This is a genomic window from Streptomyces sp. NPDC031445, from assembly GCF_055581365.1.
On the sequence record NZ_JBVIJO010000023.1, the window covers coordinates 47602 to 61205 of the forward strand.

Below are 13604 nucleotides of genomic sequence, written 5' to 3' on the forward strand. Positions count from 1 at the left end.
CGTCCCAGGTCGCAGTGGCGGAGGAGGGTGAGCAGGGTGAGTGTGGTCGCGGCGCTGAAGCCGGCGGCCAGGGCGTGCCCGGCCGTGTAGGCGACGCCAGGCCGGGACCAGGCGGGCACGGCGTGGGACAGGGCACCCGCGGCCAGGAGCCCGCCGGTGCCGAGTCCCAGCACCGCGGCGCCCACCAGCGGTACGACCACCAGCAGCGACCCCACCGGATGCCGGTGCCCCGGGGCGGGCCGGACCCGGCCGGTGCGGGCCAGGACCGCGGTGAGGCCACAGGCGACGGTGAGGACCAGCAGGTCGGCGCCGATCGTGTCGCTGGGACGGTGCCACCCGGCCGCCACCGTGTAGGCGCCCACGCCGGTGGCCCACAGCGAGCAGACGCCCACGACGGCGGCGCGCAACCGGTACGGCACGATCAGGGCCAGCCCGAACAGCACGCTCATCGCGATGGTGGTGTGTCCGCTGGGAAAGCTGTTGTGGGTCAGTTCCGGCGGGACGCCGACGAGATCGGGCCGGCCGAGCACCTGCCGCTTGAGCACCTCGGACAGCGCGAGCGAACCGGCCACGGTGCCGACGGCGACCGCGGTCAGGGCCGGGCGCCGGCGTACCACCCCGATCACGACGAGCACACCCACGGCGCTGCCCAGGGACATCACGGTGATGTGGTCCAGGACCCGGTCCGCCTGGTGCACGGCGGTCGGCGTCTCGTCGCGCGCCCGCCCGGCCAGCACCGCGTTCTCCCAGCGCTGGCCCGCCGCCGTGCGCACGAACCCGGTGTACACCAGCAGGCCCAGCCCCGCCGCGACACCGCCGGCCGCCGCCAGCCGTCCCGACACACGCACACCGAAGCCCCGATCGACACCATTTCCTCCGTTTCGTGACATGTTCCCGATGCTACGGGGGAGTCGCCGACCGCACACGCCGGGACACGCTCACCGCACACGGGACCGGATCGGCACACACGCCGGAACATCTCCCGCCGCACACCTCAGCCGCGGCCCGCCCACCGCACAGCGTGGTCGAGGGCACACATGCTGCTCGAAGTGCGAGACCCGCACGTGGAGTTCCGGACCCGGGACGGGGTCGCCAAGGCGGTCAACGGCGTCTCCTACGGCGTCGACGCGGGCGAGACCCTGGCGGTGCTCGGCGAGTCGGGCTCGGGCAAGTCGGTGACCGCGCAGGCCGTGATGGGGATCCTCGACACCCCGCCGGGCCGGATCACCGGCGGCCGGATCCTCTTCCAGGGGCAGGACCTGCTGAAGCTGAAGGAGAGCGAACGGCGCCGGGTGCGCGGCGCGCGGCTGGCGATGGTCTTCCAGGACGCGCTGTCGGCGCTCAACCCGGTGCTGACGGTCGGGGACCAGCTCGGCGGACAGCAGCGCCTGGGTGTAGGGGTGGGTGGGACGGTCGTAGATCGGGACCGCCGAGGAGTGGCAGGCGGGGCGCGCCCTGTAGGGACTTCCTCATCCCGCCCGCGCTCCGATCGTGGGGTGTGCCCCATGGCGTCACGGGCCGTGCGGCGCGAGAGTGGAGGTGTCCGGTCGTCAAGCACCCGACCGCGTTGGACCACGTGTGGCGCGGCGGCCCGTCCCCCGGGGGCCGAGCGCCGCCTTTCCCGCGGTGCGGGCCCGGTGTCACAGGCACCGGGCCCGCACCCACGCAGGCCGGTCCCCCGGCCGGCGGCCGGGTGGGGCCTGGTCGGAGGCCCCACCCGGCTCACACACGGGCGGGCCGGGACACACCGGTTCAGTCGGCCTGGGCGCTGGCCTGGTCGACGAGGCGCTGCGCGAGTGCGCCCAGCCGGGCGGGGTCGCGCTTGAGTGCCCACACGCCCAGGAAGTCGATGAGGTCGAAGAACGTGTCGTCGCTCTCGATCTTCCGCTCCAGCAGCATCGCGAGAGGGCCGGGCTCGTCGTACGGCAGCGTCCGCGCGGTCTGCCCGTTGGCGGCCGGGGGCGGGGTGCCGTCGGAGGGGGCGGCGGCCGTGCGCGGAGCGGTGACCGCCGGCGCCGGCTTGGACGGCACCGGGGAGGACACGGCGGGTGACGCCTCGGACCGGGCCGCTTCCCGGCCCGCGTCGGCGGTGACCGCCGGCGCCGGCGGCGCCTGGACGGTGTCGGCGGCGGCCGGCTGGGCCCGGGGCGCCCGGACCGTCTCGGCGGTCACCTCCGGTGCCTGGACCGGCTCGGCGGTGGCTGCCCGGGGCGGCGGTGCCTGGACCGGTACCGTCGGCGGTTCGTCGCGCACCGCCGGCGCAGCGGCCCCGCCGGCCTGTCCGGCGTCCGGCACGGCCGGGTGGCCGTCCGCGGCCGCACCGGAGTCGGCCGCCGCCGGTTCCGCCTGGCGAGCGGCCTTGCGGGCCGCCTTCTCCGCCTCCTTGCGGGCACGGTCGGCCTTGAGCGCCTCCAGGGCCGCCATCTGCTGGTCGGCCGGCTTGTTGCCGACGGCGCGCAGCAGGTCGATGGGCTCCTGGCCGATCCTCGCCTGGAGTTCGGGGGTGAGCGTGAGCAGCGCCAGCCGTTGCGACACCCAGCCCTGGGAGCGGTGCAGCCGCTTGGCCAGGGCCGTCTGGCTGCCGTGGATGGCGAGCAGCCGCTGGAGGGCCCGGGCCTCGTCGAGTTCCTCCAGGTCCTGTCGGTGGATGTTGGCGACCAGCGCGGATTCGAGCAGTTCCTCCGAGGTGCTGCCCTGTTCGTCGCTCACCATGACCTTGACGGTGGCGAGGCCGGCTTCGCGGGCGGCGGCCAGGCGGCTGCTGCCGTCGATGACGACGTGGGTGGTGTTCGGCTCCAGGTCGCCCGCACGGTCCGGGTTGGCCGCGAGGTAGGCGTCGCGGTTCATGACCGTGATGGCCTGCTTCTGGCCGTGGGTCTTCAGGCTGCCCGCGAGGTCGGTCAGATCGCCCAGCTGCGAGCGGGGGTTGTCGGGGTTGGGGCTGATCTGGTGGACGGGCAGTTCACTGGGCGGGGCCACGCCCGCGGTCGGCACGCCGGTCGCGGCGGCCACGGCCTGCCGGCGTGCGCTGACGGGCCGGGCGCCGCCGAAGCGTCCGGCGCCCAGCTGGTCGGCCTTGCTCATGAGATCTCCCGGGCCAGTGCGCGCATCCCGATGGCCTGCTGCGACTTGGGGGCGTAGGACAGCAGGGGCTGCTTCATGCGGACCGCTTCCTTCTGTTCCTTCAGGTCGCCGATCAGTCCCACCACCCTCGGGTCCTTTATGTCGACCCAGCCCTGGAGCGAGGAGGTGGCGATGTAACCGCGGCGCGAGTCGTAGAGGTTGACGACGATACCGAGGTAGTCGATGTCGATCTGGAGGTCGTCGCGCAGGTCGTCGATCTGCGTGGTGAGCAGTTCGTAGGCGTCGGCCGAACTGTCCTCGGCCTGCACGACGATGAGCGCACCGGACTGACCGGGCTTCTCGCCGTCGCGGCGCCTGCCGTAGTAGGCGGCGGCGTCCATGCTGAGGCCCAGGCTGGGCGGGCAGTCGACGATGATGACGTCGTAGTCCGCCTCCAGCGGGGCGAGGGCCCGCTCCAGCGCGGCCTCCCGGGCGCGTACGGCGGACAGCCGCACGTCGAGGAGGAAGGCGTCGTTGCACGCGGGCAGCAGGTGCAGGCGGTCGCCGAAGGTCTCCTCGTCGATGGGCACGATGAGGTCGCGCAGATCGCCCTTGGGGTCGCCCGCCATGTGGTTGGTGAGGCTGTCGCCGTTCATCGGCAGGGGGGCGGCGCCGAGCTGGTTGGTGAGGTGGCACTGGGGGTCGAAGTCCACCAGCAGGACCCGCATGCCGAGGCCGGGCAGGTTCTCGATCTCCAGCGGCTCGTCGTCGCCCTCCCCGGCGTCGCTGGCCCGCAGGGCCTTGGCGAGCGCCTTCGACACCCGTACGGCGTGCAGGGTGTTGGGGGACTCGGCGAGCGCCTCGCCGACGCCGGCCGTGATGGCGGTCTTGCCCACCCCGCCCTTCTGGTTGCAGACGATGATGCGCCGGGTGACGCTGGGCCGCTCGACGTCGGGCGCCGGGTTGGAGTCCAGCCACAGCCTGACGGACTGGGCGAGTCCCTGGATGAGGGAGACGCTGCGGTCCGCCGCCACCTTGCGGAACGTCTCCCACTGTCCGGGCGGGAGGAAGGTGGAGAAGGAGTCGGCGCCCGCGGTGTCGACGGGTTCGGTGGCCGAGGCGAGGGCGCACCAGTCCCTGATGCCCTGCTCGACGGCGGCCTGGATCTCGATGCCGTGCTGGGCGGCCCTGACCTTCAGGTCCTGCCGTAGCTGGCCCGGCAGCTTGGAGACGACCTTGTCGCGGTCGCCGGAGGAGGCTGGAGAACTCATGGGGGTACCTTACTAACGCTCGTGATCGTTCGCGTCGCCGACACGTTAGTTAAGCCGACTGCCTGACGATCCGTTCCGCCCGTCAGGGCGGTCGGGACCGTCGTCCGCGCGCCATCTCCCCCCATGCGTAACGGATTTCGCCGACTCGCCGGATCAGTTCCGGTTCCGGCCGCCCGGCCGAGCGGGTCACCCGCGAGCGGCCGGTCCCCGGCGGACACCGGCCGCTGCGCCGGCCGCGACCCGTGTCCGGGCCGCGGCCGGCGCCGCGTCGCTCAGGCCCGCCGCAGCCGCAGCGTCACCAGCTCGAACGGCCGCAGCCGTACGGCGATCCGGTCGCCGTCCCGGTCCGGGACGGCCGCCGTGGCGAGCGGACGCTCCAGCAGGTCCGTCACCGTCGCCTCCGCGACCTCGAAGCCCGCCGTGAGCGTGGCCCGGGCCCGGCCACCGTGGGCCTCGTGGAAGCGGACCACCACGTCCCCGCTGCCGTCGTCGGCGAGCTTCACGGCCGTGACCACGACCGCGTCGTCGTCCACGGTGACCAGCGGGGCGACCTCGTGGGCGCCGGTCACGCGCCGTTCGGGCAGATTGACGCGCCAGCCCTCGCGCACCGCGTCCCCGATCCCGGCGCCGGGCACCAGGGCGTGCCGGAAGCGGTGGACGCCCTGGTCGGTCTCGGGGTCGGGGAAGCGCGGGGCGCGCAGCAACGACACCCGGACCGTCGTGGTCGTACCGAGGTCGCCGTCGGACCGCACGGTCCGGGTCACGTCATGGCCGTACGTCGAGTCGTTGACGACGGCGACGCCCCAGCCGGGCTCCTCCAGGTGGACGAAGCGGTGGTTGCACGCCTCGAACTTGGCGGCCTCCCACGAGGTGTTGGTGTGCGTGGGCCGGTGGAAGTGCCCGAACTGCGTCTCCGAGGCGTACCGTTCGGCGTGCAGGTCGAGCGGGAAGGCCAGCTTGAGGAACTTCTCCGTCTCGTGCCAGTCGACCTCGGTGTCGATGACCAGCCGCCGCTCGTCCGCCCGGAGGGACAGCACCTGGGTGACCCGGGAGTCGCCGAAGGCGCGGACGACCCGCACCGACGCCCCGTCGTCGCCCGGCAGCACCGACTCGGCGCCGGTGAGGTCGGTGACGGTGTTGCGGTAAAACTCGTCGACGTCCCAGGCGTCCCACATGTTCGGGAAGTCGGGGTGCAGCTGGAGCAGGTTGGCGGCCCGCCCCGGCGCGACCGTCTCCCGGCCCGCCGCGATGTCGTACGCCGACACCACCAGGCCCCGGGCGTCGACCTCGATCCGCAGCAGGCCGTTGTCCAGCGTGAACCCGCCGCCCTCGCGCGCCGTGAGCGAGGTGCCGCCGGTCACGGCCGGGGCGGCGGCGCCGCCGGCCGGCACACCGTGACGCGGATGCGGGGCGGCGTTGAAGACCAGCTCGGTACCGCCCTCGCCGGCCAGGGCACGCTGGGCGCCCTCGATGATCGCGGTCAGCTCACCCGCGATCCGGTCGTACGTCGCCCGCGCCTCCCGGTGCACCCAGGCGATGGACGAGCCGGGCAGGATGTCGTGGAACTGGTGCAGCAGCACCGTCTTCCAGATCCGGTCCAGCTCCTCGTACGGGTAGGGGAACCCGGTGCGCACGGCCGCGGTCGCAGCCCACAGCTCCGCCTCGCGCAGCAGGTGCTCGCTGCGCCGGTTGCCCTGCTTGGTCTTGGCCTGGCTGGTCAGCGTGGCGCGGTGCAGTTCGAGGTACAGCTCGCCCACCCAGACCGGCGGCTCGGGGTACTCGGCCTCGGCCTTCTCGAAGAACGCGCGCGGGGTCTCCCACTCGACGGTCGCCGAGCCCTCGAGGTCGCGCAGCCGGGCCGCCTTGGCGACCATCTCGCGGGTGGTGCCGCCGCCTCCGTCACCCCAGCCCGTGGGCGCGAGCGAGTGCCGGGCCCGCCCCTTGTCCTTGAAGTTCTTCGCCGCGTGCGCGATCTCACTGCCCTTCATCGAGCAGTTGTAGGTGTCGACGGGCGGGAAGTGCGTGAAGATCCGGGTGCCGTCGATGCCCTCCCACTGGAAGGTGTGGTGGGGGAACTTGTTCGTCTGCGACCAGGAGATCTTCTGGGTCAGCAGCCACTTGGAGCCGGCCGCCTTGATGATCTGCGGCAGGCCCGCGGCGAAGCCGAAGGTGTCGGGCAGCCAGGCCTCCTCGTTCTCGACGCCGAACTCGTCGAGGAAGAACCGCTTGCCGTGCACGAACTGCCGGGCCATCGCCTCCGAACCGGGCATGTTGGTGTCCGACTCCACCCACATCCCGCCGGCCGGCACGAACCGCCCGTCCGCGACGGCCTTCTTCACCCGCGCCCACACCTCGGGCCGGTGCTCCTTCACCCACGCCCACTGCTGCGCCTGGGACATGGCGAAGACGAACTCCGGCTCGTCCTCGATCAGCGCGGTCATGTTGGACGTCGTACGGGCCACCTTGCGCACCGTCTCCCGCAGCGGCCACAGCCAGGCGGAGTCGATGTGCGCGTGCCCGACGGCGCTGATGCGGTGCGCGGACGGCACGGCGGGGGCCGACAGGACGCCGGTGAGCTGCTGCCGGGCCCGTTCCGCCGTGCCGTTCACGTCCTGGAGGTCGACCGCGTCGAGCGCCCGGTCCACGGCGCGCAGGATGTCCCAGCGGCGCGCGGAGTCCACCGGCAGCTCGGCCATCAGCTCACCCAGCACCTCCAGGTCCAGCACGAGCTGCCACACGGTCTCGTCGAACACGGCGAGGTCCATGCGGGTCAGGGTGTACTGCGGCTCGCTGCCGGCGGTCTCCTTGTCGCCCAGCTGCGTCGGCAGGAAGGGGTGGTAGTCCAGGATGACCGGGTTGGAGGCGGCCTCGACGTGCAGCCGCACCTCCTCGCCGCCCGCCACGGGCGCGCCGATCCGCACCCACTGGTTGCGCGGGTTGAGGCCCTTCACCGGCGTGCCGTCGGGCCGGTAGACCAGGCCCTCGCACTGGAAACCGGGCATGTTCTCGTCGAACCCGAGGTCCAGCAGGGCCTCGACGGTCCGGCCGGCCCACTTCTCGGGCACGGTCCCCGTCACCCGGAACCAGCTGGTGCCCCACGGAGCACCCCACCGGGCGCCCACCTCGATCGGCTCGGGCTCGGCGGCCAGTCCCTCCGCGACCGGCACCGGCTCGCCGGGCGCGTGCCACACCGCCACCTGAAGCGGTACGGACTCGGGGTACACCGCGGGGCGGATGCGTTCTTCGAGGACCCGCTTGAGGCGGGCTTCCACCAGGGTGCGGTCGTCATGCATGGGGGATGCTCCGTAGGTCGTACGTCAGGAGGGTGGTTACCAGGGTGGGTGACGGGTGCGGGGATGTCACTCGGCAGCGGTCGCCCGCGCCGCGCCCGTCCCCGCTGCCGGGAGCACCTGCCCGGCCGTGACCACCTCGGTGATGCCACGCGCCCGCAGGTGGTCCGCGTCGTCGGCGCGGACGTCGAGCACGGTGGTGGGCCGCGCCCCGTCGGCGGTCAGCCGGAAGAAGGCGTCGTACAGGTCCCCGCCCGGGGCGAGCGCCGTGCGCTTCTCCGGGTCGGCGGGCACGACGAGGGCGGTGGTGCGCGGTGCCGGCGCCCGGTGGGTCCGGCGGGCCGCGTCGGCCAGCACCCGCGCGATGTCCTTCGGCCGCCGGTCGTTGGTCAGCAGGCCGAGGCTGTACTCCAGTTCCGGGAAGTCGGCCAGGCCGCGCGAGACGTCGTGCGAGCACCACCAGGTGACACCCCACAGGCCGGGGCAGTCCAGCACGTTGGCGACGGTCGCCTCGGCGAAGGCGGCGGCATGCTCGGCGGGCACCAGGGGCGCGGGGGCGCCGACCTCCTGGAGCCACACCGGCCGGTGCGGGTCGTCCGCCCACGCCTTGCTCAGCTCGACCAGGTAGGCGGCGTGGTGCTCGCTGGGTACGGAGGTACGGCCGTGGCGCTGGGCGGTGCCGTTGAACACCCAGGAGTGCACGGCGGTGACGCCGCCGTACCGGGCGGCCTGCGCCGGGGTGAACGGCATGTCGTGCTGGTACCAGGTGGCGTCGTACTCGGCGTGCAGGTGCAGCCGGCCGGGGGCGCCCTCCTCGCAGGCCGCGAGCATGCGCTCCAGCCAGGCGTCGATCTGCTCGGGCGCGGCCCGGTCCGGGTCGGGGTGGGGGCCGGCGCTGAACTGGTTGACCTCGTTGCCGACGGTCATGCCGATGAAGTTGGGCCGGTCGGCGAGGGCGGCGGCCAGGGTGCGCAGGTAGGCGGCCTGACCGTCGATGACCTCGGGGTCGGTGAAGAGGTTGCGCCGGTGCCAGGTGCGTGTCCAGGCGGGCAGGAAGTCGAAGCTGGACAGGTGGCCCTGGAGCCCGTCCACGTTGACGTCCAGGCCGCGTTCGGCGGCGGCGTCGGCGAGGGCCACGAGCTGTTCCACCGCGCGCGGCCGGATGAGGGCCCGGTTCGGCTGGAAGTAGGGCCACAGCGGGAAGACCCGGACGTGGTCCAGGCCGAGCGCGGCGATCGAGTCCAGGTCGGCGCGCACGGAGTCGAGGTCGAAGTCGAGCCAGTGGTGGAACCACCCTTCGCTGGGGGTGTAGTTGACGCCGAAGCGCACGGCAGGAGGCATGGATGTCCTTGAGCTGGGGGGTGGCGTGGGCTCAGCCCTTGACGGCGCCCTCACCGACCCCGCGGAAGAAGTACCGCTGGAGGCAGGCGAAGAGGGTGATGAGCGGGGCCACGGCGATGATCGTTCCCGCGGCGACCAGGCGCTGGTCGTTGGCGAAGGTGCCGTGCAGGTAGTTCAGGCCGACGGTGAGGGTGAACTTGGACGGGTCGCCGAGCACGATCAGCGGCCACAGGAAGTCGTCCCAGGCGCCCATGAAGGCGAAGATCGCGACGACGGCGAGGGTGCCCCTGACCGACGGCAGCGCGATCCGCAGGAACCGCTGCCAGACGTTGGCGCCGTCGACGAAGGCGGCCTCCTCGATCTCGTACGGCAGGTTGAGGAAGGCGTTGCGCATCAGGAGCACGTTCAGCGCACCGACGCAGCCCGGCAGCACCACGCCGATCAGGGTGTTGTTCAGGTCCAGCGACCGCATGGTCGTGAACTGGGCGATGATGATGCTCTCGGCGGGCACCAGCAGCGCCAGGATGAAGACCAGGGTGGCCACCCTGCGGCCCCGGTAGCGCAGCCGCGCCAGGGCGTAGCCGGCGAGGGCGGAGCCGACGCAGTTGGTGACCACGCTGGCGACGGCGACCTTGAGGGAGTTCAGGGCGTAGTCCCAGACGGGGATGACGTCGGCGACCCGGCTGTAGTTGTGCAGGGTGGGGTGTTCGGGCAGGAACGACGGCGGGGAGCTGTAGATGTCCTCCGTCGGGCCCTTCAGCGAGGTCGACAGCTGCCACAGGAACGGGCCGATCGTCAGGGCCAGCACGGCGAGCAGCAGCAGGTAGCGCAGGACGAGTTCCCAGGGCCGTACGCGCTGGCCGGTCTCGTCGGTGAAACGGGTGCGGCGGCCGGTCCGCCGGGCGGTGTCGGTCGTCGGGTGGCCCGGGCGGGCGGACCGCTCGCCCGGGGTGCGCAGGGTGTCGGTCATGCCTGGGCCTCGTCCTTCCGGTCCGCGCGCAGCACCAGCAGCATCAGCACCACGGTGATCAGGAAGACCACCACGGAGATGGCGGAGGCGTAGCCGACCCGGCCGCTCAGGCCGGTGCCGGTGCGCTGTACGAGCATGACGAGGGTGGTGTCCTCGCCGCCCGGTCCGCCGGTCGGGTTCGCGATCAGGTACACCTCGGAGAACACCTTGAAGGCGGAGACCGAGGAGAGCGCGGCCACCAGGACCATCGTGGACCGCAGGGCGGGCACGGTGACGCTGAGGAAGCGGCGGACCGCGCCCGCGCCGTCCACGGCGGCGGCCTCGTGTAGTTCACGCGGCACGTTCGCGAGGGCCGCCAGGTAGATGATCATGTAGTAGCCGAGGCCCTTCCAGACCGTGACCGCCATGGCGCTGAGCAGGATCAGCCACTGGTCGCTGAGGAACCCGACCGGGCCGGCGCCCAGGGTCTCCAGCAGCGAGTTGATCAGACCGCGTTCGTCCAGCAGCCACACCCAGATCAGGCCGACGACCACGATCGAGGCGACGACCGGGGTGTAGAAGGCGGACCGGAAGAAGGCGATGCCGGGGATGTGCTTCTGCACCAGCAGCGCGAGCAGCAACGGCAGGATCACCAGCGCCGGGACGACTCCGACGACGTACAGCGTGCTGTTGCGCAGGGCGACCCAGAACTGGTCGTCGTGGAGCATCTCGCGGTAGTTGGCGAGACCGACGAAGTGGCCCGGGACCAGGGTGCGACGGTCGGTGAAGGAGTTCACCACGGTCGACACGAACGGGTACAGCACGAACGCGGCGGTGACCAGCAACCCGGGTGCGGCGAACAGCCACGGACTGGTGGGCAGCTGGCGCCGCACCCGGGAGCCCCGGCGAGCAGGGGAGGAGAGAGCCACGGCGGATCAGCCCTGCTTGAGCAGCTGGTCGCAGGCCTTGACAGCGTTGTCGAGCGCCTGCTTGGGGCTCTCCTTGCCCTGGAGCGCCTTGGCGATCTCCTGCTGGAGCGCGGTCTTCATCTGGTCGCTGAACACCACCGGCGTGTAGTTCACGGCCGTCTTCAGCGACTTGGCGGCGGCCACCCGGACCCGGGTCTCGTCGGTGCCGTCCTCCTTGGTGAAGTACGGGTCGTTCAGGGAGCCGGCGGTGCTCGGGAAGATGGCGACCTGCTTGGCGAAGGCCATCTGGTTCTTCGCGTCGGTGACGAAGTGCGCGAAGGCCACGGCCGCGGGCTTCTGCTTGGACTGCGCGTTCACCATCACGTTCTGCACGTACATGTTGACGTGGCCGGTGCTGGTGATCTGGTCGGTGATGCCGATGTTCTTGTACAGGGTCGGCGCCTGCGTCTTGAAGTTCTTCAGGTCCAGCGCGCTGCCGGGGTTCATGGCGACGGCACCGGTGAGGAACTTGTGGCCGGCCGACTCGGGCGTGGCCGTCAGGGCCTGCGGGTCGAGGGCCTTGGCGTCGTACAACTCCTTGTACTTGGTGAGGAGTTCGACACCCTTGGCGTCGTTGAAGGAGAAGGCGGTGCCTTCCTTGTTCACCAGCTGGACGCCGTAGCGGCCGAAGTCCTCGATGGACGGCACGTTGGCGAGGGTGGCGACCTTGCCGTCGGTCTTCTTGGAGATCTGCAGGCCGGCGTCGAACAGTTCGGCGTACGTCTTCGGCGGCTGGTCGGGGTTGAGGCCGGCCTCCTTGAACAGGGCCTTGTTGTAGAACAGCGGCCCGGTGTTCAGGTACCAGGGGAACGCCCAGGTGCCCGGCAGGCCCGGGATGTCGGTGCTGCTCCACGCGCCCGGCAGGTACTCGCTCTTGTACTTCGCCGCCGCCTTGTCCTTGTCCAGGTTCAGGGCGAGCCCGGCCCTGGCGAGCGGGGCGGCCAGGTCGGGGGAGACGTTGACGACGTCGGGCAGCGTGCCGCCGGCCGCCTCCGCGCTGAGCTTGTCGGCGTAGCCCTCGGCGGGCTGGTCGACCCACTTCACGTGGGTGCCGGGGTACTGGTGCTCGAAGTCGGAGATCAGGCCCTCGAAGTAGGGCTTGAAGTTGGCGCGCAGGTTCCAGGTCTGGAAGGTGATGTCGCCCTGGATCTTGCCGGAAGCGTCGCCCGACGAGCTGTCGTCGTTCCCGGAGCCGCAGGCACTCAGCGGCAGCAGGGCCGCGACGACGGCAGCGGTGGCGAGGGTTCTGCGGGATATGCGCACGGCTGGAGGCTCCTTCGGACAGCGGGCGACGGCGACGATGCCGGCCACGGGTTCAGGGGCAGACCTTGCATCCTTCGATGGAAAAATGTCAATGGATCGAGGTCGAAAAGTTACTCATCACATCCAAAGTCACAGGTCAGACGCGTGTAACAGAAGCGACTCCTGCCCCTTGTCACTGCTCACTAATGCGCTTTAGGCTGGTCCCGCTCAAGCGCATTAGTGCTCACCGGCAGAGAATGGGAGCGGAAGTGGCGGACAAGCGTTCACCGGCGCGCCGGCCGACGATGAAGGACATCGCGCGACGGGCCGGGGTCTCCGAGAGCGCCGTCTCCTTCGCCCTCAACGACCGTCCCGGCGTCTCCGAGGTGACCCGGGCCCGGGTGCGCCGGGTGGCCGAACAGCTCGGCTGGCGGCCGAGCACCGCCGCGCGCCAGCTGTCCGGCGAGGGCGCGGCCACGGTCGGGTTCGTGCTGGCCAGGCCCGCGCACACGCTCGGTGTGGACTCGTTCTTCCTCCAGCTGGTCTCGGGCATCCAGGAAGTGCTGGCCGAACGCCATCTCGGCCTGCTCTTCCAAGTTGTAGAGGACATTGCCGACGAATGCGCGGTATACCGGACCTGGTGGGCCGAGCACCGGGTCGACGGCGTCCTGATGGTCGACCCCCGCACCGACGACCCCCGCCCCGGCCTCCTCGACGAACTCGGCCTGCCCGCCGTGGTGATCGGGGGCGCGCCGGCCGGGCTGAACCCCCGGCTGTCGGCGGTGTGGGCCGACGACGCCGGCGCGATGGCCGCCGTCGTCGCGGAACTGCACGCCCTGGGCCACCGGCGGATCGTGCACATCGCCGGGCTCCCCGGCCTCGCGCACACCCAGCGCCGGATGCGCAGCCTGCGGGCCGAGGCCGAACGGCGCGGCCTGACCGAGGTCCGCTCGGTGACCACCGACTACTCGGACGCCGAGGGCGCCGCCGTCACCCACCGCGTCCTGTCCGCACCCGCCGCGCCCACCGCGCTGATCTACGACAACGACGTGATGGCGGTCGCCGGGGTGGCCACCGCCGTCGAACTCGGCTTCTCGGTGCCGGAGGACGTCTCGGTGGTCGCGTGGGAGGACTCCGCGCTGTGCCGGATGGTCAAACCGTGGCTGTCCGCGCTGTCCCGGGACAGCGTGGCCTTCGGCCGCACCGCCGCGCGAGAGCTGCTCTCCCTGCTGGACGGTTCCTCACCGGCCACGGTCCAGGTACCGCTCCCGCAACTGATCGCCCGCCAGAGCACGGGGCCGGCGCGGGGGGTGTGAGGGGGGTGGGGACGGCTGTCTCCTGGGGGCGCGTGAGGGCGGGTGGGTGCCGTCGATCCTGTAGCGGTGCTTAGACGGTGTCCTATGTGGTGATCGCTCGTTGGGCTGCGTATGGGGCGGGGTACGTGGAGTTGGATTGTTCCGGACGGGCTGTGGGAGATCGC

9 protein-coding genes and 1 pseudogene are annotated in these 13604 nt (G+C 71.9%); 2 read left to right on the forward strand and 8 right to left on the reverse strand.

Features of this window, described 5'->3' with window-relative positions; translation table 11 throughout:
* Positions 1–842: phosphatase PAP2 family protein (locus tag ACZ5DC_RS38220; RefSeq protein WP_468660708.1), on the reverse strand; the 842-nt coding region annotated here is incomplete at its 3' end.
* Between the two features lie 195 nt (positions 843–1037).
* Between ACZ5DC_RS38220 and ACZ5DC_RS38225 the strand changes: the two are divergent.
* Positions 1038–1376: pseudogene (locus tag ACZ5DC_RS38225) on the forward strand (ATP-binding cassette domain-containing protein); the annotation flags it as partial.
* A gap of 376 nt (positions 1377–1752) precedes the next feature.
* Here the strand turns inward: ACZ5DC_RS38225 and ACZ5DC_RS38230 are convergent.
* The 7 genes from ACZ5DC_RS38230 to ACZ5DC_RS38260 form a co-directional block, all read right to left on the reverse strand.
* Positions 1753–3084: a ParB/RepB/Spo0J family partition protein gene (locus ACZ5DC_RS38230; protein ID WP_468660710.1), complete on the reverse strand. Its 1332-nt coding sequence runs from the start codon at positions 3082–3084 to the stop codon at positions 1753–1755.
* On the reverse strand, positions 3081–4334 hold the full coding sequence (locus ACZ5DC_RS38235) for a ParA family protein (RefSeq protein ID WP_468660712.1): 1254 nt from the start codon (positions 4332–4334) through the stop codon (positions 3081–3083). The genes ACZ5DC_RS38230 and ACZ5DC_RS38235 overlap by 4 nt, the downstream gene beginning before the upstream one ends.
* A gap of 272 nt (positions 4335–4606) precedes the next feature.
* Entirely contained in the window at positions 4607–7627 is a 3021-nt protein-coding gene (locus ACZ5DC_RS38240) for an alpha-mannosidase (RefSeq protein ID WP_468660714.1), read from the reverse strand.
* A 66-nt stretch (positions 7628–7693) separates the two neighbouring features.
* The gene (locus ACZ5DC_RS38245; RefSeq protein WP_468660716.1) at positions 7694–8965 is read right to left on the reverse strand and encodes a glycoside hydrolase 5 family protein; all 1272 of its coding nucleotides are present in this window, start codon (positions 8963–8965) and stop codon (positions 7694–7696) included.
* 31 nt (positions 8966–8996) lie between these two features.
* Entirely contained in the window at positions 8997–9935 is a 939-nt protein-coding gene (locus ACZ5DC_RS38250; protein ID WP_468660718.1) for a carbohydrate ABC transporter permease, read from the reverse strand.
* The gene (locus tag ACZ5DC_RS38255) at positions 9932–10843 is read right to left on the reverse strand and encodes a carbohydrate ABC transporter permease (RefSeq protein ID WP_450845083.1); all 912 of its coding nucleotides are present in this window, start codon (positions 10841–10843) and stop codon (positions 9932–9934) included. The genes ACZ5DC_RS38250 and ACZ5DC_RS38255 overlap by 4 nt, the downstream gene beginning before the upstream one ends.
* A gap of 6 nt (positions 10844–10849) precedes the next feature.
* Positions 10850–12145, reverse strand: a complete 1296-nt coding sequence (locus ACZ5DC_RS38260) for an extracellular solute-binding protein (protein ID WP_468660721.1) — start codon at positions 12143–12145, stop codon at positions 10850–10852.
* Positions 12146–12393: 248 nt separating this feature from the next.
* Between ACZ5DC_RS38260 and ACZ5DC_RS38265 the strand changes: the two genes are divergently transcribed.
* Complete coding sequence (locus ACZ5DC_RS38265; RefSeq protein ID WP_468660723.1) at positions 12394–13440, forward strand: LacI family DNA-binding transcriptional regulator; 1047 nt, start codon at positions 12394–12396, stop codon at positions 13438–13440.
* Positions 13441–13604 lie beyond the last annotated feature (164 nt).

What these genes read in the sequence shown, in the direction of transcription:
- ACZ5DC_RS38230 (WP_468660710.1), bottom strand. Translation starts at nt 3,084, where the DNA reads ATGAGCAAGGCCGACCAGCTGGGCGCCGGACGCTTCGGCGGCGCCCGG.
- ACZ5DC_RS38235 (WP_468660712.1), bottom strand. Translation starts at nt 4,334, where the DNA reads ATGAGTTCTCCAGCCTCCTCCGGCGACCGCGACAAGGTCGTCTCCAAG.
- ACZ5DC_RS38240 (WP_468660714.1), bottom strand. Translation starts at nt 7,627, where the DNA reads ATGCATGACGACCGCACCCTGGTGGAAGCCCGCCTCAAGCGGGTCCTC.
- ACZ5DC_RS38245 (WP_468660716.1), bottom strand. Translation starts at nt 8,965, where the DNA reads ATGCCTCCTGCCGTGCGCTTCGGCGTCAACTACACCCCCAGCGAAGGG.
- ACZ5DC_RS38250 (WP_468660718.1), bottom strand. Translation starts at nt 9,935, where the DNA reads ATGACCGACACCCTGCGCACCCCGGGCGAGCGGTCCGCCCGCCCGGGC.